Origin of the sequence: Catenibacterium mitsuokai (assembly GCF_025148785.1) — a bacterium.
GTDB classification, from domain to species: domain Bacteria; phylum Bacillota_I; class Bacilli_A; order Erysipelotrichales; family Coprobacillaceae; genus Catenibacterium; species Catenibacterium mitsuoka.
Genome location: NZ_CP102271.1, coordinates 75,266 through 98,596 on the forward strand (window position 1 = coordinate 75,266; position 23,331 = coordinate 98,596).

The 23,331-nt window shown below is 34.6% G+C and carries 27 protein-coding genes and 2 other annotated features; of the genes, 25 read left to right on the forward strand and 2 right to left on the reverse strand.

The genetic code is table 11. The features are described from left to right. Positions 1–98 precede the first annotated feature (98 nt). Positions 99–334, forward strand: a binding site (T-box leader). A 42-nt stretch (positions 335–376) separates the two neighbouring features. The 15 genes from NQ499_RS00375 to NQ499_RS00445 all read left to right on the forward strand — a co-directional run bounded on the left by NQ499_RS00375 (position 377) and on the right by NQ499_RS00445 (position 14,990). Continuing rightward, entirely contained in the window at positions 377–1,414 is a 1,038-nt protein-coding gene (locus NQ499_RS00375) for a methionine ABC transporter ATP-binding protein (RefSeq protein WP_006505544.1), read from the forward strand. Further along, positions 1,404–2,075, forward strand: a complete 672-nt coding sequence (locus NQ499_RS00380; protein WP_006505543.1) for a methionine ABC transporter permease — start codon at positions 1,404–1,406, stop codon at positions 2,073–2,075. The genes NQ499_RS00375 and NQ499_RS00380 overlap by 11 nt, the downstream gene beginning before the upstream one ends. Before the next feature lie 25 nt (positions 2,076–2,100). Next, positions 2,101–2,922: a MetQ/NlpA family ABC transporter substrate-binding protein gene (locus NQ499_RS00385; RefSeq protein ID WP_006505542.1), complete on the forward strand. Its 822-nt coding sequence runs from the start codon at positions 2,101–2,103 to the stop codon at positions 2,920–2,922. A gap of 84 nt (positions 2,923–3,006) precedes the next feature. Next, positions 3,007–3,534 carry a nitroreductase family protein gene (locus NQ499_RS00390; RefSeq protein ID WP_006505541.1) on the forward strand — a complete coding sequence of 176 codons (528 nt, stop codon included), beginning with the start codon at positions 3,007–3,009 and terminating at the stop codon, positions 3,532–3,534. A 2-nt stretch (positions 3,535–3,536) separates the two neighbouring features. Then, positions 3,537–3,998 carry a GAF domain-containing protein gene (locus tag NQ499_RS00395; protein WP_006505540.1) on the forward strand — a complete coding sequence of 154 codons (462 nt, stop codon included), beginning with the start codon at positions 3,537–3,539 and terminating at the stop codon, positions 3,996–3,998. Next, a complete protein-coding gene (locus NQ499_RS00400) occupies positions 3,974–4,492 on the forward strand; it encodes an RNA 2'-phosphotransferase (RefSeq protein WP_006505539.1) in 519 nt (172 codons plus the stop codon). Before NQ499_RS00395 ends, NQ499_RS00400 begins: the two co-directional genes overlap by 25 nt. 51 nt (positions 4,493–4,543) lie before the next feature. Continuing rightward, positions 4,544–6,889, forward strand: a complete 2,346-nt coding sequence (gene feoB / locus NQ499_RS00405) for a ferrous iron transport protein B (RefSeq protein ID WP_040389837.1) — start codon at positions 4,544–4,546, stop codon at positions 6,887–6,889. 81 nt (positions 6,890–6,970) lie between these two features. Next, a complete protein-coding gene (locus NQ499_RS00410) occupies positions 6,971–7,411 on the forward strand; it encodes a hypothetical protein (protein WP_006505537.1) in 441 nt (146 codons plus the stop codon). Positions 7,412–7,590: 179 nt separating this feature from the next. Further along, positions 7,591–8,355 (forward strand): ZIP family metal transporter, encoded by a 765-nt coding sequence (locus tag NQ499_RS00415; protein WP_006505536.1) that lies wholly within the window; start codon positions 7,591–7,593, stop codon positions 8,353–8,355. A gap of 64 nt (positions 8,356–8,419) precedes the next feature. Next, positions 8,420–9,367: an Ig-like domain-containing protein gene (locus NQ499_RS00420; RefSeq protein WP_006505535.1), complete on the forward strand. Its 948-nt coding sequence runs from the start codon at positions 8,420–8,422 to the stop codon at positions 9,365–9,367. A 53-nt stretch (positions 9,368–9,420) separates the two neighbouring features. Continuing rightward, on the forward strand, positions 9,421–10,326 hold the full coding sequence (locus tag NQ499_RS00425; RefSeq protein WP_006505534.1) for a hypothetical protein: 906 nt from the start codon (positions 9,421–9,423) through the stop codon (positions 10,324–10,326). 28 nt (positions 10,327–10,354) lie between these two features. Further along, positions 10,355–11,137: an SDR family NAD(P)-dependent oxidoreductase gene (locus tag NQ499_RS00430; protein WP_006505533.1), complete on the forward strand. Its 783-nt coding sequence runs from the start codon at positions 10,355–10,357 to the stop codon at positions 11,135–11,137. After that, complete coding sequence (locus NQ499_RS00435; protein ID WP_006505532.1) at positions 11,134–11,610, forward strand: DNA-deoxyinosine glycosylase; 477 nt, start codon at positions 11,134–11,136, stop codon at positions 11,608–11,610. Before NQ499_RS00430 ends, NQ499_RS00435 begins: the two co-directional genes overlap by 4 nt. A gap of 44 nt (positions 11,611–11,654) precedes the next feature. Then, complete coding sequence (locus NQ499_RS00440) at positions 11,655–12,149, forward strand: COG2426 family protein (protein ID WP_006505531.1); 495 nt, start codon at positions 11,655–11,657, stop codon at positions 12,147–12,149. Between the two features lie 261 nt (positions 12,150–12,410). Next, positions 12,411–14,990: a cation-translocating P-type ATPase gene (locus NQ499_RS00445; RefSeq protein WP_040389834.1), complete on the forward strand. Its 2,580-nt coding sequence runs from the start codon at positions 12,411–12,413 to the stop codon at positions 14,988–14,990. A gap of 182 nt (positions 14,991–15,172) precedes the next feature. Here the strand turns inward: NQ499_RS00445 and NQ499_RS00450 are convergent, their stop codons facing one another. Beyond that, positions 15,173–15,535: a metal-dependent transcriptional regulator gene (locus tag NQ499_RS00450; protein WP_006505529.1), complete on the reverse strand. Its 363-nt coding sequence runs from the start codon at positions 15,533–15,535 to the stop codon at positions 15,173–15,175. A 163-nt stretch (positions 15,536–15,698) separates the two neighbouring features. Here NQ499_RS00450 and NQ499_RS00455 point away from each other — a divergent pair, with 163 nt between their 5' ends. The 8 genes from NQ499_RS00455 (at position 15,699) to NQ499_RS00490 (ending at position 20,696) form a co-directional block, all read left to right on the forward strand. After that, complete coding sequence (locus tag NQ499_RS00455; protein ID WP_006505528.1) at positions 15,699–15,908, forward strand: FeoA family protein; 210 nt, start codon at positions 15,699–15,701, stop codon at positions 15,906–15,908. A 12-nt stretch (positions 15,909–15,920) separates the two neighbouring features. Further along, on the forward strand, positions 15,921–16,142 hold the full coding sequence (locus tag NQ499_RS00460; RefSeq protein WP_006505527.1) for a FeoA family protein: 222 nt from the start codon (positions 15,921–15,923) through the stop codon (positions 16,140–16,142). Between the two features lie 2 nt (positions 16,143–16,144). After that, complete coding sequence (gene feoB / locus NQ499_RS00465; RefSeq protein ID WP_006505526.1) at positions 16,145–18,268, forward strand: ferrous iron transport protein B; 2,124 nt, start codon at positions 16,145–16,147, stop codon at positions 18,266–18,268. 6 nt (positions 18,269–18,274) lie between these two features. Next, the gene (locus NQ499_RS00470; protein WP_006505525.1) at positions 18,275–18,622 is read left to right on the forward strand and encodes a heavy-metal-associated domain-containing protein; all 348 of its coding nucleotides are present in this window, start codon (positions 18,275–18,277) and stop codon (positions 18,620–18,622) included. Between the two features lie 29 nt (positions 18,623–18,651). Next, entirely contained in the window at positions 18,652–18,843 is a 192-nt protein-coding gene (locus NQ499_RS00475) for a FeoB-associated Cys-rich membrane protein (RefSeq protein WP_006505524.1), read from the forward strand. A gap of 102 nt (positions 18,844–18,945) precedes the next feature. Beyond that, the gene (locus tag NQ499_RS00480) at positions 18,946–19,062 is read left to right on the forward strand and encodes a rubredoxin-like domain-containing protein (RefSeq protein WP_006505523.1); all 117 of its coding nucleotides are present in this window, start codon (positions 18,946–18,948) and stop codon (positions 19,060–19,062) included. A gap of 156 nt (positions 19,063–19,218) precedes the next feature. Beyond that, entirely contained in the window at positions 19,219–19,647 is a 429-nt protein-coding gene (locus NQ499_RS00485; protein ID WP_259848564.1) for an HTH domain-containing protein, read from the forward strand. Positions 19,648–19,661: 14 nt separating this feature from the next. Beyond that, positions 19,662–20,696, forward strand: a complete 1,035-nt coding sequence (locus NQ499_RS00490; RefSeq protein ID WP_006507026.1) for an IS3 family transposase — start codon at positions 19,662–19,664, stop codon at positions 20,694–20,696. On the opposite strand, the gene NQ499_RS00495 is transcribed toward NQ499_RS00490, so the two are convergent. Further along, positions 20,646–21,017: a hypothetical protein gene (locus tag NQ499_RS00495; protein WP_006507025.1), complete on the reverse strand. Its 372-nt coding sequence runs from the start codon at positions 21,015–21,017 to the stop codon at positions 20,646–20,648. The genes NQ499_RS00490 and NQ499_RS00495 overlap by 51 nt on opposite strands. A 242-nt stretch (positions 21,018–21,259) precedes the next feature. Here NQ499_RS00495 and NQ499_RS00500 point away from each other — a divergent pair, with 242 nt between their 5' ends. Continuing rightward, a complete protein-coding gene (locus NQ499_RS00500) occupies positions 21,260–21,688 on the forward strand; it encodes a hypothetical protein (RefSeq protein ID WP_040390027.1) in 429 nt (142 codons plus the stop codon). A 98-nt stretch (positions 21,689–21,786) separates the two neighbouring features. Continuing rightward, positions 21,787–21,992: a binding site (T-box leader), on the forward strand. A 115-nt stretch (positions 21,993–22,107) separates the two neighbouring features. Continuing rightward, the gene (locus NQ499_RS00505; protein WP_006506230.1) at positions 22,108–23,331 is read left to right on the forward strand and encodes an argininosuccinate synthase; all 1,224 of its coding nucleotides are present in this window, start codon (positions 22,108–22,110) and stop codon (positions 23,329–23,331) included.

Sequence of the window (23,331 nt, forward strand, 5' to 3'; positions counted from 1 at the left end):
CCCTATTTTATAAAACTATAATCCTACTAAAATAGTAGATATTATCGTGTTTTGTGTTGACGCACTAAATTTGTGGTGCTAAGATGAAACCACATCAAGAAAAGACAGTGAAAAGAAGAGTACTGTAATGAAACTTATACAGAGAGTTCCGTTAGCTGAGAAGGAATGAAGGGAAGTTATAGGAAGATGGTCTTGGAGTTGCATGGCTGAAATGTAAGTCATGACGGGAGCGCCCGTTACAGCGATAGAGTATGCATGTACTCGAAGAGGTTATTAAGGTGACTTAATAATGAATTTAGGTGGTAACACGAAACGATACGTTCTCGTCCTATTATATGGATGAGAACGTTTTTTATTTAAGGGAAGGAGAGAGAACATGATCCACTTAGAACATGTTACAAAGACTTTTAAGACTAAAGATGGCGATGTCCATGCTGTCAAGGATGTCAGTCTGAATATTGAAGAAGGTGAAATCTACGGTATTATTGGTTTCTCAGGGGCTGGTAAATCTACATTAGTAAGATGTATCAACTTATTAGAAAAACCTGATAGCGGTGCTGTTGTATTTGGGGATAAAGATTTATTAAAACTATCCGATGCAGATTTAAGAAAAGAAAGAGAAAAGATTGGAATGATCTTCCAGCACTTTAATCTTTACAACAGTCGTACTATTTACGACAATATCGCTTTTCCATTAAAACATCTAGGCTGGAGTAAGGATAAGATCAATAAGAGAGTCTTAGAATTACTCGAACTTATCGATTTGGTAGAAAGAAAAGATTCTTATCCAAGTCAGTTATCTGGAGGACAGAAACAAAGAGTCGCAATCGCAAGAGCGCTTGCCAACAATCCTAAAGTACTTCTATGTGATGAAGCCACAAGTGCTTTAGACCCTCAGACAACACAAAGTATTCTTCAGCTTATTAAGAAAGTAAATAAAGAACTTGGCTTAACAGTTATTTTAATTACTCATGAAATGGCTGTAGTGAAGGAAGTATGTGATAAGGTAGCAGTCATGGAAGATGGCCGTGTGGTAGAACAGGGCAGTATTGTTGATATCTTCTCTAATCCACAGCATCAGATTACTAAGAACTTTATCGCTACTACAAACAATCTTAATAAGATTGATGAATTGATCAAAGACAATCATCGTATTACACAGTTAAATGAAAACCAGCAGATGGTGAAATTACAGTATCAGAGTTCTAATACAGATGTCGCATTAATTTCAGTATTATCAAGAGATTACGGTGTTGATTGTTCTATTATCTTTGGGAATGTAGAAATTATTCAGGGACAGCCAATTGGTACACTTATTACAATCTTTACTGGCGAAGATGCAGATATCAAGAAAGCATTAGAATTCACAAAACAACAGGGAGTTAAAGTGGAGGTGATTAAACGTGGTAACTAAGCTATTTCCAAACGTTATAGAGTTTGCTTCAGATTTCCCACAAGCTATTATTGATACATTATTAATGTTGGTAATCAGTGGTTTAATCTCAGTGGTTATTGGAATCTTCTTAGCAGTTATTGTAGTAGTCACTAGAAAAGATGGCTTAAAAGAAAATGAACCCGTTTTCTGGATCTTAGATAAGATTATTAACTTATTTAGATCTATCCCATTCATTATCTTAATTCCTACTGTAGCTGTACTCTCTCGTGCCTTATTTGGTACAACAATTGGTATCGAAGGTGCACTTGTTCCTCTAGTTATAGGAACAGCACCATTTGTCGCAAGACAGATGGAATCAGCCATTATGGAAATTGATCCAGGAATCATTGAAGCAAGTATTGCGATGGGACTCAGTACAAAAGAAATCATCTTTGATGTTTATCTAAGAGAAAACATTCCAGGGATGATTAGAGGTCTTACAATTTCATTTATTGCGTTAGTCGGACAGATTGCGATTGTTGGTTCTGTTGGCGCAGGTGGACTTGGTGATATGGCAATCAGATATGGTCTACAGAGATCAATGGGAGATATCACATTCGTCGTTATTATCTTAATTCTTATTTTAATTTCAATTGTTCAGGCAATTGGTGACAAACTTGTAGAAAAAACAACACATTAATTTATATACATTGGAGGAGAATATTATGAACAAAAACATTTTAAAAGTATTTACAGCAGGTCTTTTAGCTTTCTCATTAGCAGGATGTGGAAGTAAGTCAGATTCTAAAACTATTACAGTCGGTGCAACAACTTCACCACATGCTATTATCTTAAAGCATGTCCAGCCAGAATTTGAAAAAGCAGGATATACATTAAAGATTAAGGAATTCTCAGATTATCCTAATATCAACCCATCTACTTCAGATGGTTCATTAGATGCAAACTTCTTCCAGCATCAGCCATACTTAACTTCTTACAACAAGGATAAAGGTTATAAGAAGGGTGATGATGGATATCTAGTATCCGTTGGTGCAATCCACTTTGAACCTTTAGGATTATATTCAACTAAATATAAAGCAGTATCTGATATTAAAGATGGTGCTAAGATTGCAATTCCTAATGATGCAACAAATGAAGCAAGAGCTTTATTATTACTTGCAGATAATGGTGTTCTTACATTAAAGAAAGATGCAGGTGTAACTGCAACTAAGAAGGATGTTGTATCTTACAACAAAAAAGTTGAATTAGTAGAAGTAGATGCTGCACAGGTAGCTTCTAAATTACCTGATGTTGATTTCGGTATTATTAATGGTAACTATGCTTTAGATGCAAAAGTAACTGATAAGATCATCACTTCTGAAGATTCAAATTCTGAAGCAGCAAAGACTTACCAGAATATCATCGCTGTAAAAGAATCAAACAAAAACAATAAAGCAATTAAGAAACTTGTTGAAATCTTAAAGAGCGATAGCACTAAGAAATGGATTGAAAAGAAATTCGGAGTATCTGTAAAACCTGCAGAATAATGAATTGAGGCGGTCAATTGACCGCTTTTTATTTATCTAGAAGAGTATTTCTTATATAATAGTTCTATAAGGAGGTCAATCTTTATGGAATTTGATCAGTTATTAAAAGAAAGATATTCTGTTAGAAAGTTTTCTAATCAGAAGGTAGAAAAAGAAAAAATAGATAAAATATTAGAAGCTGCAAGAATAGCACCTACAGCTGTAAACTATCAGCCACAAAGAATACTTGTAGTAGAAGATCCAGATAATCTTGCAAAACTAAAGGAATGTACTAGATATCATTTCCATGCGCCTCTCGCAATGATCTTATGTTATGACAAGACTGTATCATGGAAAGATATGCATAATAGAGAATGTGGTGAAGTAGATGTGTCTATTATGGCTACATATATGATGCTTAAACTCTTTGATTTAGGATTAGGGTCTACTTATGTAGGTTCTTTTGATTATAAGGAGTTAATCAAACAGTTTAATATTCCTGAAAATTATGTACCAGTGATGATCTTACCTATTGGTTATCCAAGAGAGGATTGTGTACCTGGACCAATGCATGATAAGAGAAAACCACTCAATGAGATTGTCTCGTATGAGGAATATACACAGGGGGAATAATAATGGAGTTATTAATAAAACAATTAGAAGAACTTATTTCACCAAATGAATGGTTTGTGACTAACTTGTCTAATGCAAGTGCGTTACTCGTGGATGCGATTGATGATTTAAGCTGGGTAGGATTTTATATGATGAGAGCAGGGGAACTTGTCTTAGGTCCTTTCCAGGGTAAAGTGGCATGTACACATATTAAAGTAGGTAAAGGGGCCTGCGGTGTATGTGTACAGGGAGATCAGACAATTCTTATTGAAGATGTGACGACATTCCCTGGCTATATTGCCTGTGATGCAGAAGCAAAGTCTGAAATTGTAGTCCCTTTACATGATGAAGAAGGTAAAGTGATTGCGGTATTGGATGTTGATTCGAATAGTTTAGGTCGTTTTGGAGACAAGGAACAGGAGTTATTTGAGGCTCTTGGAAAAGTATTGGAGAAATCATTATGGAGCGAAAAAGCAGACGTTTAAGTTATATTCTCAGACATTGTCCAGAAAGTATTGATCTTGAACTAGATGATCATGGATATGGTGATGTTAATAAGATATTAGAAGCGTTAAATATCACAATAGAAGACTTAGATATGATTGTGAGAGAAGATGAGAAACAGCGCTATTCATATAATGGAGATCATACAAGAATACGTGCAAATCAAGGACATTCTATTCCTGTGAATGTGGATTTAAAAGAAGTACAACCACATGATATTCTTTATCATGGAACAGCGACTCGTTTTGTACCTTCTATTCTAGAAGAAGGTATATTAAGTCAGACACGTATATATGTTCACTTATCTCAAGATATAGAAACCGCAATGACGGTTGGTTCAAGACACGGGGAACCATATGTCTTTACTATTGATACTAAACAGATGTATGAAGATGGATACAAGTTCTATCTTTCAGAAAACAATATCTATCTTACAAAGATTATACCTGCAAAATACTTGAAGGCTTCCACTTAAGGAAGCTTTTTTGTGCTATACTTGTTGAGAGAATATGAAGGAGGGGGTTTTATGACTCTAGATGAGTTAAAGATTGGTGAAAGTGCTACAGTGACTTATGTAGGGGGCTCTGGGTCATTAAGACAACATTTCCTAGATATGGGTTTAATACCAGGTTCTGTTGTAACATTGGAAAAATTCGCCCCAATGGGTGATCCAATGGAATTACGTATTCATGGCTATGAGCTAACATTACGTTTAGATGATGCAAAAAAGATTGGAATAGATATGACAACTAAAGGTGTAGAGAATCATACACCTATTCCACCTATTCAACACCATATTCATCCAGGACTCGGTGAAGGTGGTAAATATCATGATAAAGAGACTGAAAATCCTTTATCAGAAGGAACACAGATTACCTTTGCGTTAGCAGGTAACCAGAACTGTGGTAAAACGACATTATTTAATCAATTAACAGGTTCTAATCAACATGTAGGGAACTTCCCTGGTGTGACTGTTGATAGAAAGAGTGGGTCTATTAAAGGACATCCAGAAACACTTGTAACTGATTTACCAGGTATTTATTCTTTATCTCCTTATACAAGTGAAGAATTAGTATCTAGACAGTATATCTTAGATGAAAAACCTAAAGGAATCATCAACATCGTAGATGCAACAAATATAGAAAGAAACCTATATCTCACTATGCAGTTAATGGAACTAGATGTACCAATGGTTCTAGCACTGAATATGATGGATGAAGTAAGAGGTAATGGTGGTTATGTTCATCTAAATAAGATGGAAGAACTATTGGGTATCCCAGTTGTTCCTATTTCTGCTGCTAAGAATGAAGGTATTGATGAACTAGTGAATCATGCCATCCATGTAGCGAAATATCAAGAAGCACCTTTAAGACAGGACTTTTGTGATGAAAATGATGAAGGTGGAGCAGTGCATAGATGCTTACATGCCATCATGCATTTAATTGAAGACCATGCAAAGCGAGCTGGTATTCCATTACGTTTTGCGGCTAATAAATTAGTAGAAGGTGATGCAAGAGTAGAAGCAGCCTTAGACCTTGATACAAATGAAAAAGAAATGATTGAACATATCATTTCACAGATGGAAGAAGAAAGAGGATTAGACCGTACTGCTGCTATTGCGGATATGCGTTTTACCTTTATTAATAAATTAGTTAAAGAAACAGTGGTTAAACCACATGAAAGTAAAGAAAGAGAAAGCAGCCGTAAGATTGATGAAGTCTTAACAGGTAAATACACTGGTCTTCCTGCTTTTATCATTATTATGGGACTCGTATTCTTTTTAACATTTAATGTACTTGGTGCCTGGGGACAGTCACTTATGGAAATAGGCGTTGATGCTTTGACTCAAGTTGTAGATAAAGGACTCACTGCTTGGGATATTAACCCAGTCCTTCATTCATTAGTCATTGATGGTGTATTCCAGGGTGTTGGTTCTATTATTAGTTTCTTACCTATTATTGTTATTTTATTCTTCTTCTTATCATTATTAGAAGATACAGGATATATGGCTCGTGTCGCTTTTGTAAGTGATAAACTACTCAGAAAAATCGGTTTATCAGGAAGAAGTATTGTGCCAATGTTGATTGGATTTGGATGTTCTGTACCAAGTGTTATGGCCAGCCGTACACTCCCTTCAGAACGTGACCGTAAGATGACAATCATGTTGACACCATTTATGAGCTGTACTGCAAAGCTTCCAATCTATGCATTCTTTGCAGCTGCATTCTTCCCAAAACAGGCTGGACTGGTCATGGTTGGATTATATATCTTTGGTATTGTGATGGGTATTATTACAGCCCTCATTTCTAAGCGTTTCTTATTCAAAGGTGAAGCTGTTCCATTTGTGATGGAACTCCCTAACTATCGTATGCCTAGCGCAAAAACTACTTTCCAGTTATTATGGGAAAAAGCCAAGGATTTCTTACAAAGAGCCTTTGGTATTATCTTTATCGCTTCTATTGTCATTTGGTTCTTACAGAGCTTTAATTTAAGATTAGATTTAGTCTCTAATTCACAGGATAGTATTCTTGCAATGGTGGCAGGATTTATTGCGCCAATCTTCAAACCTTTAGGTTTTGGTGATTGGAGAATTTCTACATCACTTATTGCAGGATTTATGGCAAAAGAAAGTGTTGTTTCTACACTCTCAGTATTATTTAAAGGAACAGAATCTTTAATGACAATACTTACACCTCTCGGTGCATTATCACTCTTAATATTCTGTTTATTATATACACCTTGCGTGGCAGCTATCGCTTCTATTAGAAGAGAACTAGGCGCTACATGGGCTGTGAAGATAGTTATCTTCCAGTGTGTTATTGCCTGGATTTGTGCCTTTATCGTACATACTATTGGATTACTCTTCATATAATTATTTTTTTAAAAATAGTTGTAATGTTTGATACATTTATTGTGATTAATTATAATAAAAGTATTGAAGGAGGTGTTCGTCATGAGATTATCTAAAATCATACTTTATTCAGATGCGAAAGGACGTGGAGTAAAACCGGATGCTTGCGTAGAAGTCAGTCAGCGTTTAACAATCATGCGTGATGGACACATCTGGTTTACTGGATATGATTATGGAGATGGATTTAACTCTAGAAGAATCATTAGACGTAAAAGAGTGAATATAGGTCAGGAAAAAGCAGAAACACTCTTAGAGCTATTAAGAGAATTCTTTCTTGAAACATCTAATCATCCATCCTCTACAAATCGTGACTGGTGGCGTATTCAGTTAATTGATGAAGATGGACATGAATACAACTATAATGTATCTGTCGTAGGAGATGTTATTCTTAAAGAAATTGATATGACACAATATATGAGGAATATTATTCCTATAGATGATATGTACTTGTTTGGGAAAAAGGATTCACATAATTTGACATAATCGAATTATAATCTTAACACAATCATTAAGTATTATATATATCGTAGTCAAACAATCCCTTCCCTTCGTTAGGCTACAAAGTACAAGTGTAAATACAAGAAAGAAGATAAGTGTTCCCCATGCTTATCTTTTTTCTTTATCATATAGTTTGTGTTTACTAACTAGTTTATGTAGTATGAATGACAGGAGGTATTTATATGGTTTTAATTATACCCTTTATTGGAACAACATTAGGTGCAGCTTGTGTGTTCTTTATGAAAAAAGAATTAAGTATGAATATACAAAAAGCACTCACTGGATTTGCAGCAGGTGTAATGGTTGCTGCCTCTATTTGGAGTTTAATTATTCCTTCACTTGAGCAGGCATCTACCTTTATTCCTACCCTTATTGGATTTTGGTTAGGTATTCTATTCTTATTATTACTTGATCATTTGATTCCTCATATGCATTTAGATCATAGTCAGGAAGGACCGCGTAGTCACTTATCTCAAACAATCAAGCTTGTACTTGCAGTCACGATTCATAACATTCCTGAAGGAATGGCAGTCGGTATTGTTTATGCTTCTAACTTATCAGGAAATCCTACAATTACGGCTATGGGTGCACTCGCATTATCACTAGGTATCGCAATACAGAATTTTCCTGAAGGTGCTATTGTATCCATGCCTTTAAGAAGTACAGGGGCGTCTCGATTGAAGTCTTTTATGTATGGCACATTATCAGGTATTGTAGAACCCATAGGAGGTCTTATTACAATCTTACTTGCACGTTATATTATCTCAGTGATGCCTTATCTACTTAGTTTTGCGGCAGGCGCAATGATGTATGTGGTAGTAGAAGAATTAATTCCTGAGATGAGTCAGGGAGAACATTCACACCTAGGTGTCTTGTTTTTTTCAGTAGGTTTTACTTTGATGATGGTTCTAGATGTGGCATTAGGTTAATTCGTAGTATTCATCTTTACTATTATTTGAATTAAGCATAAGATAGAGATAAGAGGTGAAATAAATGCGAAAGATACTCATAGTTTTATTGATGTCTTTGTTTTTTATAAGCCCAGTTTATGCAGATAATCATGTAGTCAATGTAAGTTATGATGGTGAAGTAACAACGGCTTCTGGAACAGCACCATCACTTCCACTCAAGGCAAGGATTACTTTCTATGATGGGAGTGAGAAGGATTATAATATCGACTGGAATACATATGATGAAAGCTTATATAAGACAAGAAATGCAAGTCAATTTACTGTCACAGGTTCTATTTCAGACTTGCAGCTTACTACAAATTGTATAGTGAATGTAGAAGCGGCTAAAATAACGCATATCGATGAATTGTCTAATAAAACAGTGATTATAGGAAGTGCACTTTCTTTACCTGCAACAGCTTCTGTGACTTGGTCTAATGGAGATCACACAAATGAAGTGATTAAATGGGATAACTATGATGGGAATGCATTGAAGTATGTGCATACTTTTTCATTAAAGGGCTATGTGTATAACAGTACAATTATACAGACGGTTCATGTGAAGGATGCATCTGTTACAAGTGTGAGTGTTCCTGCAGTTGTTTCTACTACAGCGGGTGTAGAAGCAGAATTACCACAATATGCGACAGTCAGATATTCCAATAAAACAAGTAAGAAAGTAAAAATCATCTGGGATAATCAAGTTTTTAATGAACCAGGTAAATATACAGTTTATGGAAAACTATCTCATTCTACACATAAGGTATCTATTCGTGTAGAAGTGAAGAAAAATGAAGATAATACACAAACACCAGAACAGAAACAACCTGTAAAAAAGACAAAGACAGAGAAAAAGAAGAAGGTTCAAAAAGAAGAGAAATCATCGTTTTCTTATGTGATGGCATTAGCTGTATTTATGGCTTTTGTGTTTGGGTTTATTACATTAATTTCTTTTATTAAAAGAAAGATTAGAATTCAAGAGAATCGTTAAGGATTCTCTTTCTATTTTTATTTACATAGTAAGCGCTTGCTGGAGGGTAGGATATGAATGAAATAAGGGGTGTTAGAAAAAAGAATGTGATGAAGATTATTCAATCATTAGTGAAACAAGGTGGTTGTACTAAGAATGAATTAGTATTTTATACAGGTTTATCTTTGTCTACGATTGATAGTCTTTTAGAAGAAATGTTGAAAAGTAATCGAGTGATTAAGGCAGGCTATAGAGAATCAACAGGTGGAAGACCAAGCATGTCTTATAAGGTGAATGGAGAATTTTCACAGACTTTATGTATTTATGCATATAAGCATGATAAGACAATAACAGTTATAGGACGTCTTTATAATCTTTATAGTGAGATGATGGAAGAAAAGAGAAGGGATATACCTAAGTTAGATTGTGATGTATTGTGTTCTTTTATAGATGAGATGTTGAATGAACAGGTGCATACAATATGCCTTTCTTTACCTGATTGTGATATAGATATAAATCATCGTTATAAACAACGAGTATTCGTAAAGAATGATGTGTATATGGGAGTTATAGGCGCTTATATTAAGCATATGCAGTATGATTCTATAGTCTTATTAGATTCAAAAGTCAATTCACGTTTAGGAATAGTGGTACATGGACATCTTGTAGAAGGAAAGAGTTCTATTGCTGGACAGATTCGTTATATGCCTTTGATAGAAAATAAGAATAGACGTTCTATGAAAGGCAGAAGCCAATCACTTGTCATAGAACTACAGAATATTATTGGTATGTTGAATCCTGAAGCCATTGTGATATGTGCTCAAGGTATTGATCAACATTATGTAGAAGAAGAATTATTAAAGATCTTTAAAATGAATGATATGCCACACTTGATATATATTGATGATTTTATTGATGAGGTCATGTTAGGTATGGAGAGTATAAGTAAAGACAGTTTATTTGACAATCTATCAAGATAAAGTATGATGGTAGAAAGGGGTGAAATAGATGTCACAAACAGTATTGATTACAGGTGCTTCTAATGGAATAGGGAAAGCTTGTGCACGTGTGTTTGCGAGAAAAGGTTATGATCTTGTACTTGTAGCACGTCATAGAGAAAAACTAGAAGCAGTAAAAGCAGAATTATCAGAATATGATGTAAATATTAAAGTGGTTGCGATGGATCTTACAGGAGAAGATGCTGCTGTGGATTTATATAATAACTTAGTTCTTGATGATATAAGTATTGATATTCTAGTAAATAATGCAGGTTTTGGAGATCATGGTGCATTCCATGATTCATCGTGGGAAAAACAGAAAAAGATGGTTTTATTGAATATAATGGCTTTAATGCAGATGACTTATGTATTTGGTCAGTCAATGAAATTGAGAAAGAAAGGCCGTATATTGAATGTGGCTTCTATTGCAGGACTTTGTGCAGGACCTTATATGTCTACCTATTATGCAACGAAAGCTTTTGTATTGTCTTTTAGTGAATCCATTGCGTATGAGTTAAAGGATTATAATGTAGAAGTATCATGTTTATGTCCTGGTCCTACTAAAACAGGATTTATGGATGTAGCTAACTTAGGTCAGTCTCCGATGTTTAAATTATTTAAACCACAGTCTGCAGAAGCAGTGGCTGAAATAGGTATTCAAGGATTGTTTGATAATCATTTGGTTCAGTTTACTGGTTTATCAGGACACTTATTAAATCTTGCCGCAAGACTCTTACCACGTTCATTTTTGAGTTCATGTACAGGATTTGTGAATGGAAAGAGAAAAGTATGATTGAACATCCATTAGAACCAATCATAGATGAACAATGTGAAGTATTGATACTAGGGAGTTTCCCTTCAGTTAAATCAAGGGAAATTTCTTTCTATTATGGACATCCTCAAAATAGATTCTGGAAGATTATTGGTACGATCACACAAACAGACTATGAAACAATAGAAGATAAGAAAAAGATGTTACTGGAACATCATATTGCGATATGGGATATTATCCACTCATGTACGATTATTGGAAGCAGTGATGCCTCTATTAAGGATGTAGTACCCAATGATATTAAGACATTAATACAAGGTACAAATATCAAAAGAATATATTGTAATGGAGGCACATCATTAAAACTTTATAAGAAATATCAGGAAAAAGAAACAGGAATCAAAGCGATACTTCTACCTTCCTCTTCTCCTGCCAATGCCCGTTATCGATTATGTGATTTAGTTGATATATGGAAGAAGAAATTGACTTTATAAAATCCTTTATGTATGATTAATCATGTTAATCAAGGAGGATAAATATGGAATCAATCGCATTATGGTTTGCAGGAACATTAGGTAAATATATTTCACCTAAGATTGCAGTATTTATAGTTTCTTTAGTTCCTATTCTTGAATGTCGTGGAGGATTAATTGCATCTGCATTATTAAAAGTAGATATTCGTTATGCAGTTCCTATATGTATTCTAGGAAATATCTTACCAATTCCATTTATTTTGTTATTTATTAAACGTATATTTAAATGGCTTAAGAAGTTTAACTTCTCTAGACCATTAATTGAAAAACTAGAAAACCGTGCTATGAATAAGAGTAAGGGTATGAGTAATGGTGAATTCTTAGGACTCTTATTATTTGTAGGAATCCCATTACCAGGTACTGGTGCATGGACAGGTTCTTTAGTGGCTGCATTACTTGATATGGACTTCAAGAAGGCTATTACAGCTATCTTCTTAGGTATCTTACTTGCGACACTTATTGTTGGTTCATTATCATATGGCTTATTAGCTGCATTCTAAAAGAGAGACTAATCATCTCTCTTTTTATATTTCTGCACTTTCACTAATCCTTTTTTACAACCTAAACATAATTCATTTTCAAATAACCTTCTATGATTGACAAGCGATATGAATTTGGTAGAATGAAATTAATTAAAGGGGAGTAGCTCTTACAGAACCGTTCGTCAACACGTTATGTTCAACATAACCGGATTGTTTTGGTCATTTATGATCAGCGAGACCTTTAATAAAACGATTGTTTTTATTAAAGGAGGAATACAAATGTATAAAAAAACAATTGAAGAAGTAGTAAACTCTTTAGATACAAATATTGAAAAGGGACTAACTTCTTCTGAAGCAAAGAAGAGACAAGGCATATATGGTACCAATGAACTAGAAAAGCCACAGAAAAGGTCTCTTCTTTTACGTTTTCTAGATCAATTCAAGGATGCAATGATTATTATTTTAATTATTGCAGCAGTGATATCTATTGTTGTAGAACCAGGAGACTGGATTGATTCTCTAATTATTGTAATAGTTGTTATGATGAATGCGATTCTTGGTGTTGTATTAGAGAGTCATGCAGAAAAGAGTCTTGAATCATTACAGGAATTATCTGCACCACAATCAAAGGTATTAAGAGATGGTGTGAAACAGACTATAGCCTCTAAGGAATTAGTGCCTGGTGATATTATTATTCTTGAAACAGGGGATATGATTCCTAGTGATGCACGTTTAATTGAAGCTTATAACTTAAAGGTGGATGAATCAGCCTTAACAGGTGAATCTGTTCCTGTAGAAAAGACAACTGATCCTATTAGTCAGGATGTTGTGATTGGCGACCAGACAAATATGGTCTTCTCTTCTACAGTAGTCACTTATGGTCGTGGTAAAGCAATAGTGACATCTACTGGTATGAAGAATGAAGTAGGTAAGATTGCTGGCATGTTGAATGCGAGTGAAAAGGAATTAACACCTTTACAGGTTAAATTAAATGAAATTGGTAAAACAATTGGATTACTTTGTATTGTAATCTGTGTGATTGTATTTATTCTTGAATCTATTAGCGGTATTAGCTGGTTAGAATCATTTAAGACAGCTGTTGCCTTAGCTGTTGCAGCTGTACCAGAAGGACTTGCAGCTACTGTTACTATTGTCTTAGCTGTCAGCGTGACTAAGATGGTTAAACAGCATGCCATTATTCGTAAATTACCTGCAGTAGAAACATTGGGTAGTACTTCTATTGTATGTTCTGATAAGACAGGTACATTAACACAAAATAAGATGACTATCTTAAAGACTTACTTAGATGGTGACGAAGTAAAAGATTTAGAAGAAGCAGATTCTAAGACTATTGATATGTTGAATGCATTTACTCTATGTTCTGATGCTTCTATTGATGATGGCAAGGTACTAGGTGATCCTACTGAAGTCGCACTCGTAGAAGCAAGTAAGAAGATGAACTTTGAAAAGAAAGCACTCATGGAAAAGTGTCCACGTGTAGGAGAATTAGCTTTTGATTCTGATCGTAAGATGATGAGTGTTATTGTGAAGGATGGAGATCGTTATGTGTCTATTACTAAAGGTGGACCTGATGTGATCTTAAATAGATGTCGTGATGTAGATAGTGACCAGGCTATGACTGCCAATGATGAAATGGCTAAAGATGCATTAAGAGTTTTAGCTGTGGCAGTGAAGATATATGATACAATGCCTACTCACATTACAGTAGAAGAAATAGAAAATGATATGGACTTTATTGGGTTTGTAGGTATGATTGACCCAGCTCGTCCAGAAGCCAAAGAAGCCATTAGAGTTGCTAAGCATGCAGGTGTGCGTACGATTATGATCACTGGTGACCATAAGACAACAGCCACTGCCATTGCGAAGGATTTAGGTATTTTAAGTGAGGGACAGGAAGTTATTTCTGGTGAAGAATTATCTCAGATGTCTCAGGAAGAACTAGAAAAGAATGTAGAAAAATATAGTGTTTATGCACGTGTGGCTCCTGAACATAAAGTAAATATCGTCAAAGCATGGAAATCAAAGAATAAGATTGTCGCTATGACAGGGGATGGTGTCAATGATGCACCAGCCTTAAAGACTGCAGATATTGGCTGCGCTATGGGTATTACAGGTACAGATGTAGCGAAGAATGCTGCTACTATGATCCTAACAGATGACAACTTTGCGACTATTATTCAGTCTATTAAACAGGGTCGTGGTATTTTTGATAATATCCAGAAGGATGTACAGTTCTTATTATCAAGTAATATTGGTGAAGTACTTGCAATCTTCTTGGCTTCTATTATTGCGTTAATTAACCCTTCATGGGGATTTGGTGTTCCACTATTACCTATTCATTTATTATGGATTAACCTAATCACAGATGCTTTACCAGCCTTTGCGATTGGTTTAGAACCCGTTGAAGATGATATCATGGATAGAAAACCAAGAGAAAAGGATGAAGGTTTCTTTGCGAATGGCTTAATGGTGAAAGTCATCTGGCAGGGTGTTATGGTAGGTTTACTTACTTTAGTTTCTTATTCAATTGGTCAGTATTTCAGTAATCATGAATATGCGATGACTATGGCATTTATCACAATGTCAGGCGCTGAATTATGTCATGCTTTTAACGTGAAGAGTCATCATTCAGTATTTAATAAGCAGGTATTCAACAATAAATATTTATGGGGTGCAACAGCTTTAGGTCTTGTATTACAGTTAGCCATCATCTTTACACCTCTTTCTCATTTATTTAGTTTAGTGCCTCTTGATCCATCTCATTTCGCGATTGCAGCATTACTTGCATTCTCAGTTATCCCAATCGTAGAAATCTCTAAACGTTTCGATAAACGTTAACACCTGCATTGCAGGTGTTTTTTTTACTATTTCTATTGCATTTATCTAATGAGAGTAGTATTATTTAGTTAGTAAAGGCTAACCTCCTTTACTAAACACAACATATCCTTTCATATTCTCAGTTCCTTAAAACAGAGGACATAAAAAAATCACAGGACGGCACACACCTGTGATTTTTTTATTTAGATCTTATTTTTAAAATAAGCTTTTAATGCTTCAAAAGTTTCTGGTGAAATATAATGTTCGATACGACATGCATCCTGTGAAGCAGTAGACTCACTGACTCCAATATGAACTAGGATATTTCTTAATTCAGTATGTCTTTCAAATATCATATTCGCAATCTTAGCACCAGCTTCTGTTAATGTGATGGCACCATCTTCATCCATGTTGATGAGTTCCTTCTCTTTTAATCTTTTCATCTGTTGTGAAATAGTAGGTTTAGAGAAATTCATTTCACGGGCGATATCAATGGAACGCACATGTCCTTTCTTTTTCTGAATAACTAATATAGTTTCTAAGTACATCTCTGTTGATTCACTCATTTTATTCACCTCATTTTCATCATTATAGCATAAAAATTCAAATAATGAAAAAGTTAGGCTTTACTAATATTTTTGTTGACATATAAAAATAGTAAGGCTATACTAACAATGAAGTTAGAAAAGGCTAATTAGTTTAGTCTAATCATCTGAGGAGGCGGAGTATATGCCAATTAGTATGGCAAATCCTGGAGATACAGTCATTATTAGACGTATTACAGGAACTGATAAAGTAAAGAATCATCTAGCAGAACTTGGTTTTGTGGTAGATGGTGAAGTGACTATTATCAGTAAAGTGGATAACGGAATTATTTGTAATGTGAAAGGTAGTAGGATTGCGCTTTCTGAACAGATGGCGAATCGTATATTGTTTTAAGGGAGGAGTATCATGAACTTAAAAGAAGTAAAAGTGGGCGAAACAGTAACTATTAAAAAAGTAACTGGTACAGGTCCAGTAAAAAGAAGAATTATGGATATGGGTTTAACTAAAGGACAGAATGTTTATGTAAGAAAAGTTGCACCTTTAGGAGATCCAGTAGAAATTACAGTACGTGGTTATGAATTATCTTTGCGTAAAGCAGATGCGCAGATGATTGAAGTGGAGGAATAGTTATGAAGATAGCGTTAGCGGGTAACCCTAACTCTGGTAAAACAACGTTATTCAATGCACTGACTGGTAGTACTCAGTATGTTGGTAACTGGCCAGGGGTTACAGTTGAAAAGAAAGATGGGAAACTAAAAGGTCATAAAGATGTGACTATCCAGGATTTACCTGGTATTTATTCATTATCTCCTTATACACTTGAAGAAGTTGTTACAAGAAGATATTTGATTAATGAAACACCTGATGCAATCATTAATATCATTGATGGAACTAACCTAGAAAGAAACCTATATTTAACAACTCAGTTAGCTGAATTAGGTATTCCTATGGTTTTAGCTGTCAACATGTATGATATCATTGAAAAGAAGGGTGATAAGATTGACTTAGATCAGTTAGGTCAGTTATTTGGTTGTAAAGCAATGACTTTATCAGCATTAAAGGATAAAGGTACTCAGGAAGTGGCTGAAGAAGCAATTAAACTTGCACATAACCATAAGGTATCAGAACATCCTCATGTATTTGAGGGTTCTGTAGAACATGCTTTAGCACATATTGAAGAATCAATTGAAAACAAAGTAGATGCATCTAAGTTAAGATGGTTTGCGGTTAAGGTATTTGAAAGAGATGAAAAGGTATTGGCTGAACTTAAATTAGATCAGGCAGTATTAAATGAAATCGAAGGTCATATTGCGGATTGTGAAAATGAAATGGATGATGATTCAGAATCTATTATCACAAACCAGAGATATACTTTTATTAAGAATTCTATTAATAAGGTTCTTACAAAGAAGAATCCACATCAGACATTATCTACATCAGATAAGATTGATAAGATTGTCACTAACAGATTCTTAGCTTTACCAATCTTTGTATTAATTATGTGGTTTGTTTATTACATCTCAGTATCTACAGTAGGTGACTGGATGACTAGCTGGGTGAATGATGTATTATTTACTGAAATCATTCCACCTGCAGTAGAAACTTTCCTTAAATCAATTGGTTGTGCAGCTCCATTAATCAGCTTAATCAATGATGGTATTATTGCTGGTGTTGGTACAGTATTAGGTTTCGTACCACAGATGGCACTTATCTTCTTATTCTTAGCTATTCTTGAAGATTCAGGATATATGGCAAGAATTGCATTCATTATGGATAGACTATTACGTAAATTCGGTTTATCTGGTAAATCATTTATCCCTATCTTAATTGGTACAGGATGTGGTGTTCCAGCCGTTATGGGTACACGTACTATTGAAAATGAATCAGATAGAAGAATGACTATTATGTTATGTACATTTATTCCTTGTGGTGCGAAGACTGTTATTATTGGTATGATCACTTCAGCATTCTTCCCAGGCAACATTTGGATTGCGCCAGCAATGTATTTCTTAGGTATTTTAGTTATTATCTTATCAGGTATCGCATTAAAGAAGACTCGTTTCTTTGCAGGTGATCCAGCACCATTCGTAATGGAATTACCAGCATACCATATTCCTACATTAAGAGGTGTATTCATCCATGTTTGGGAACGTGCAAAAGCATTCATGATTAAAGCAGGTACTATTATCTTTAGTATTTGTATCATAGTATGGTTATTATCTACATTTAACTTCTCATTCCAGATGGTTGAAGTTGAAAACTCAATGTTAGCATCTATTGGTCATGTATTTGCAACTTTATTCGCACCAGTAGGTATTGAAAACTGGAAAGGTTCAGTAGCTGTTATTTCAGCATTAGCTGCTAAGGAACAGGCTATTTCTACTATCTCTATCTTAAATCACATGGGTGATGCAGATTCAGGTGCGAAGGCAATTCATGCTATGGTGAATACTTTCTCTGCAATGGGTGGTTTCTCATTCATGATCTTGAACTTATTCGATCCACCATGCATTGCCGCTATTGGTACAATCATGAGAGAAATGGGTTCTAAGTTCTGGGGATGGTTCGCCGTATTATATCAGATGGTATTAGGTTATGTATTAGCTATGATCACTTATCAGTTGGGTTCATGGTTATTCTATGGTGCAACATTCGGATTAGGTCAGATTCTATCAATCGTATGTATTTTAGTAATGATCTACTTCATTGTAAGACCAGCACCTAAACCAGAATTAAAGACACAGAGAGCTTAATCAATTATGGGTAACATCATAGTTGCGGCTATTATTGTTGTGTTGCTCATTATAGGTGTTCTTCACTACAAGAAGACATTACAGTCAGGATGTTGTGGTGAACACGATCAAATAAAGAAAATAGGTACGGGGGATAAGGATAAAAATCTTTATCCCTATCGTACTACTCTTCATATTGACGATATGTTCTGCAAGAACTGTGCAGCAACAATAGAAAACGCATTTAATCAACATAAAGAATATCTAGCATCAGTAAACATGAATAAGAAAGAAATCACTATTCTTTCTATGAATCAACCTGATCTAGAAATATATAAACAGATGATCATCAAACTTGGTTATACTCCAAGATAAATGTATAATAGAAGCAAGGAGGAGATAGTATGGGTACAATTATAGTAAGTATTTTATTAGTTATCTGGATTTGTCTTGTCCTTAGAACTATATATAAAAATAAGAAAAAAGGCATAGGTGTATGTGGACATAATTGTAATACATGTGGCACAAATGATCTATGTCATGCTGATCTCTATAAAATGTATCGTGAAGAGATGCGTAAAGAAGGGCACGCTTAGTGTTCTTCTTTTTTTTAGTTTGAGCATATTCATTGAATTATATCTCAAAAGGACTATAGTATAAGTAGTAATAATTACTATATACTAAAGGAGGATCATAATATGAAATGGGTATGTAAAGTATGTGGATATGTGTATGAAGGTGATGAATTACCTGAAGATTATGTATGTCCAGTATGTGGTGTAGGACCAGAAGAATTTGAAAAAGTAGAAGAATAATATAATCATTTTTCAAAGCAAAAAAGGCTGTAACGTTTAAGGTTTAAAATGGACCCTGTAAAAAGGACACGATAAAAAAGGATATTTATTTCGTGACCCTGTTTTACAGGGTTTTTATTTTGCATAGTATAATGATTATAGAATGGTGGTGTTATTATGGGAGTAAACTATTTTAGTGATGAACAAGTAAAGGAACTCGAAAAGAATCCATATGTAAAGAAAGTATCTATCAAAAGCATAACCTATTCAGAAAAATTCAAAGAACTCTTCTGGATTGATTTACAGAAAGGCATGATGCCTGGAAACATATTTAGAAAGTATGGATTTGATCCTCATATGTTAGGATCTAGTCGAACTCCCAAGTTCACAGATCGTGTAAGGAAAGAAGCAGCAAGGGAAGAAGGATTCAAGGATACCAGAGGCACAAAATCCGGAAGACCTTCTACAAAGAATCTTACCATTGAGGAACAGCTAGAAAGGCTTAAGCAGAAAAATAAAATTCTCCAGCAGGAGAACGATTTTTTAAAAAGAGTGAGATTTATCAACAGAAAGCAAATATTAAAACTGCAGAAGGGCAAACAATAAGAGAAAAATATAAAATGATAGATAGAACTCTTGAATCACCTAGTAATAATCTGAGTGTCTCAGCATTATGTGATACTGCAGGTGTTTCAAGAAGTGGGTTCTATTCATGGAAGAAACGAAAAGGTTCCATAAGCGAAAAAGAAGAACAAGACCGTAAGGATTTTGAACTGATTTTAGAAGCATACAGGTTCAAAGGATATGACAAGGGCAGACGTGGTATTCATATGCGTCTTCTTCACATGGGCATTGTGATGAACCATAAAAAGATTTCAAGACTGATGAAGAAATACGGACTATTCTGTCCAATAAGAAAAGCCAATCCTGCAAGAAGAATGGCTAAGGCAATGAAAACATCAAATTATGCAGATAATATTCTAAACAGACACTTCGAGGAATATGGTCCTGGATATGTGCTTGAAACAGATATTACTTATCTATTCTACGGTCACAAAAGATCTAAAGCCTATCTATCGGTGATAAAGGATGGATTTACAAAGCAGATTCTTGCATATGTATTATCACCGTCTTTAGAAGTAGACTTTGTCCTGGAGACAATCAATCAGCTTTACAGTAAACATAAGCATAATATTCACACTGATGCTTTGATACACAGTGATCAGGGTGTGCATTATACAAGTGTCAAGTTTATTGACTTACTCAAGAGCCTGGAAATCAGACAGTCAATGTCAAGAAGAGGAAACTGCTGGGACAACGCTCCCCAGGAATCCTTCTTCGGACATATGAAAGATGAGATAGGTAGATATACAGAGAATGCCTGCTCATATGAAGAACTAAAGGAAATAATAGATTCCTATATGGTTTATTACAACAATGATCGTTATCAGTACAATCTGGCCAAACTTTCACCAAATGAATATTTTGAATATTATATAACTGGTGAATACCCACTAATTCATGTCGCAAAGGAGCCTGATGAATATAAGGAAAAATTCAGACAGATAAGAAATAATCTTGATAGAAACTCAACGCTCGAGAAATTAGTAGCTATCCTTCAAAGAATAACTCATTTCAAACAGTCCATCAGGTAGTCTGCGTAAATGACTTCTGATTATATCTATATCATTATTACTTAATGATGCAAAGCCAAAATCATCCATCTTAGTGAATATAACAGTGCCATTAAAATAACCGTCAGCATCATCTGGAAATGATCTGTAAACAATAGTATGACCAGTATCATATACACTTAAATCCTTTACAAGAAGATAGACTGATGGATCATCATCAAATATATAATCTCGGTAGTCAAATACACCAAGTTCATTTCTTATGACTTCCTTCATTCTATCTGTTTCCAATACACATAAAACTCCATCTTTAATAATTACATATTTACATAGTTTACACATAAAAATATCCTCCTGGTTAATTACACCTAGAGGATATCTTTATTTCTAATCATTTTTAAGCGCCTTTTTATTTAATGTCCTTGACTCGGGGTCCACATTATCTATCTATTCGTTACAGCCTTTTAATCTGGCAGGGAATACTCCTAGTTTTTTAATCATTATGTAAGTGTTGTGTATTTTGATTAGGTTTGATTTATTTAGTTGTTTGATATGATATAGTAGTGTGGAATGGAGAGGTGAATATGAAGAAAATATTAATTTTATTAGTGACAATGATGTTATGTGCCTGCTCACCTGCAGAACCTATGTCACTCAAAGACAGCTATGGACAATACAAACAAGAGAAAATCGTATATGCGAATAAGAAGGATTACATAAAGAAGAAGGATGCTTATAATGCGTATCTTGTTTATGAAATCAATAAAGATGCATGTACATTTGAAAGTGATTTAAAGTATCAGAATATCCAGTATAAGAAGGTTGAACTATCAAAAGATGAGAAAGAAAAAGTTCCTGAAGCACTTATCAAATACAACCTTTATGAAGGTGAAAAACAGTTAGGTATTGCGGTTTACTTAGGTGAAGAAACTGTTTATATTTCTAGCTATGATCAATATGATGGTAAACCTGTATATATTGCGAAAATGAAAAAAATCACAAAGAAGAGCTAAAATTTACGAAAAACAGAAAATAAATAATTTTGTTTATATTTAAAGAAAAATTATTGACAAAGTAAAAAAGTGATTGTATTATAGACCCAAGTTAAATAAACAAATCGATGAACGAGAAGAGTATCTTACAATCACCTACAGCGAGATGACATAGAGTGGAAGGTCATCAGGAAGATATAAGAGAAACGCACTCGGGAGAGTCTGTTGGAATTGAGTATAACAGAACGTGAATCTGCGTTAATGAAGAGGTGGTTTGTATGATACAAGCAACTAGAGTGGTACCGCGTTTATATACGTCTCTGGATTAATCCAGAGGCGTTTTTTGTTTATTAAAGGGGTGTTTGATATGAAGGAACGACGATCTAGTTAAGTAGTGGGGCATTAAAATAAAACATCAAACATTAAAGGAGAAGAAAATTATGGAAAAGAAAACATTTAAGAAAGTTGTATTAGCTTATAGTGGAGGATTAGATACTTCAATTATTATTTCTTGGTTAAAGGAAAATTATGGCTGTGAAGTTATTGCAGTTGCTGCTGATGTGGGACAGGGTGCTGGAGAACTTGATGGTCTTGATGAAAAGGCTGCAAAGACAGGTGCTTCTAAATATATTTGTGTAGATTGTAAACCTGAATTTGTTAAGGATTTCTGTTTTGAAGCAGTTAAAGCCAATGCATTATATGAAGGTAAATATATGTTAGGTACTTCTCTTGCAAGACCAATTATTGCGAAGAAGTTAGTAGATATCGCTTTAGAAGAAGGTGCAGATGCAATCTGTCATGGATGTACTGGTAAAGGTAATGACCAGGTAAGATTTGAATTAGCTATTAAAGCATTTGCACCAGATATGCCTATTATCGCTCCTTGGAGAGAATGGGATATTAAATCAAGAGAAGAAGAAATCGAATATGCGGAAGCAAGAAAGATTCCTCTAAAGATCAACAGAGAAACAAACTACTCTAAAGATAAGAACTTATGGCATTTATCTCATGAAGGTTTAGATCTTGAAGATCCAGCTAATGAACCTAAGTATGATGAAATCCTAGAAATGGGTGTTTCACCAGAAAAGGCACCAGATGTTCCAACATATATCACTTTAACTTTTGAAAAGGGTGAAGCTGTAGCATTAAATGGTGAAAAGCTTGAACCAGTAGAAATGTTAGCTAAGTTAAATGAAATCGGTGGTGCAAACGGTGTTGGTATCGCCGATATGGTTGAAAACAGACTTGTTGGTATGAAATCAAGAGGTGTATATGAAACACCAGGTGGAACTATTTTATATGCAGCACATCAGAACCTAGAAGAAATTACTGTAGATAAAGAAACACAGCACTTCAAACAGCAGGTAAGCTTAAAGCTTGCAGATAATATCTATAACGGTCAGTGGTATACACCTCTTACTGAAGCATTACTTGCATTTGTAGATAAGACTCAGGAAAACGTAAATGGTGATGTTAAACTTAAATTATATAAGGGTAATATCGTAGGTGCTGGTGTAACATCTCCAGATACATTACATGATTTACAGACAGCATCATTTGATGAAGATGATGATTATGATCAGTATGATGCTAAAGGATTCATCACATTATACGGTTTACCAATCAAGGTAAAAGCTAAGTTAGATCAGAAGAAAAAGAAATAG

What these genes read in the sequence shown, in the direction of transcription:
- NQ499_RS00375 (WP_006505544.1), top strand. Translation starts at nt 377, where the DNA reads ATGATCCACTTAGAACATGTTACAAAGACTTTTAAGACTAAAGATGGC.
- NQ499_RS00385 (WP_006505542.1), top strand. Translation starts at nt 2,101, where the DNA reads ATGAACAAAAACATTTTAAAAGTATTTACAGCAGGTCTTTTAGCTTTC.
- NQ499_RS00390 (WP_006505541.1), top strand. Translation starts at nt 3,007, where the DNA reads ATGGAATTTGATCAGTTATTAAAAGAAAGATATTCTGTTAGAAAGTTT.
- NQ499_RS00395 (WP_006505540.1), top strand. Translation starts at nt 3,537, where the DNA reads ATGGAGTTATTAATAAAACAATTAGAAGAACTTATTTCACCAAATGAA.
- NQ499_RS00400 (WP_006505539.1), top strand. Translation starts at nt 3,974, where the DNA reads ATGGAGCGAAAAAGCAGACGTTTAAGTTATATTCTCAGACATTGTCCA.
- feoB (WP_040389837.1), top strand. Translation starts at nt 4,544, where the DNA reads ATGACTCTAGATGAGTTAAAGATTGGTGAAAGTGCTACAGTGACTTAT.
- NQ499_RS00410 (WP_006505537.1), top strand. Translation starts at nt 6,971, where the DNA reads ATGAGATTATCTAAAATCATACTTTATTCAGATGCGAAAGGACGTGGA.
- NQ499_RS00415 (WP_006505536.1), top strand. Translation starts at nt 7,591, where the DNA reads ATGACAGGAGGTATTTATATGGTTTTAATTATACCCTTTATTGGAACA.
- NQ499_RS00420 (WP_006505535.1), top strand. Translation starts at nt 8,420, where the DNA reads ATGCGAAAGATACTCATAGTTTTATTGATGTCTTTGTTTTTTATAAGC.
- NQ499_RS00425 (WP_006505534.1), top strand. Translation starts at nt 9,421, where the DNA reads ATGAATGAAATAAGGGGTGTTAGAAAAAAGAATGTGATGAAGATTATT.
- NQ499_RS00430 (WP_006505533.1), top strand. Translation starts at nt 10,355, where the DNA reads ATGTCACAAACAGTATTGATTACAGGTGCTTCTAATGGAATAGGGAAA.
- NQ499_RS00435 (WP_006505532.1), top strand. Translation starts at nt 11,134, where the DNA reads ATGATTGAACATCCATTAGAACCAATCATAGATGAACAATGTGAAGTA.
- NQ499_RS00440 (WP_006505531.1), top strand. Translation starts at nt 11,655, where the DNA reads ATGGAATCAATCGCATTATGGTTTGCAGGAACATTAGGTAAATATATT.
- NQ499_RS00445 (WP_040389834.1), top strand. Translation starts at nt 12,411, where the DNA reads ATGTATAAAAAAACAATTGAAGAAGTAGTAAACTCTTTAGATACAAAT.
- NQ499_RS00450 (WP_006505529.1), bottom strand. Translation starts at nt 15,535, where the DNA reads ATGAGTGAATCAACAGAGATGTACTTAGAAACTATATTAGTTATTCAG.
- NQ499_RS00455 (WP_006505528.1), top strand. Translation starts at nt 15,699, where the DNA reads ATGCCAATTAGTATGGCAAATCCTGGAGATACAGTCATTATTAGACGT.
- NQ499_RS00460 (WP_006505527.1), top strand. Translation starts at nt 15,921, where the DNA reads ATGAACTTAAAAGAAGTAAAAGTGGGCGAAACAGTAACTATTAAAAAA.
- feoB (WP_006505526.1), top strand. Translation starts at nt 16,145, where the DNA reads ATGAAGATAGCGTTAGCGGGTAACCCTAACTCTGGTAAAACAACGTTA.
- NQ499_RS00470 (WP_006505525.1), top strand. Translation starts at nt 18,275, where the DNA reads ATGGGTAACATCATAGTTGCGGCTATTATTGTTGTGTTGCTCATTATA.
- NQ499_RS00475 (WP_006505524.1), top strand. Translation starts at nt 18,652, where the DNA reads ATGGGTACAATTATAGTAAGTATTTTATTAGTTATCTGGATTTGTCTT.
- NQ499_RS00480 (WP_006505523.1), top strand. Translation starts at nt 18,946, where the DNA reads ATGAAATGGGTATGTAAAGTATGTGGATATGTGTATGAAGGTGATGAA.
- NQ499_RS00485 (WP_259848564.1), top strand. Translation starts at nt 19,219, where the DNA reads ATGGGAGTAAACTATTTTAGTGATGAACAAGTAAAGGAACTCGAAAAG.
- NQ499_RS00490 (WP_006507026.1), top strand. Translation starts at nt 19,662, where the DNA reads ATGATAGATAGAACTCTTGAATCACCTAGTAATAATCTGAGTGTCTCA.
- NQ499_RS00495 (WP_006507025.1), bottom strand. Translation starts at nt 21,017, where the DNA reads ATGTGTAAACTATGTAAATATGTAATTATTAAAGATGGAGTTTTATGT.
- NQ499_RS00500 (WP_040390027.1), top strand. Translation starts at nt 21,260, where the DNA reads ATGAAGAAAATATTAATTTTATTAGTGACAATGATGTTATGTGCCTGC.
- NQ499_RS00505 (WP_006506230.1), top strand. Translation starts at nt 22,108, where the DNA reads ATGGAAAAGAAAACATTTAAGAAAGTTGTATTAGCTTATAGTGGAGGA.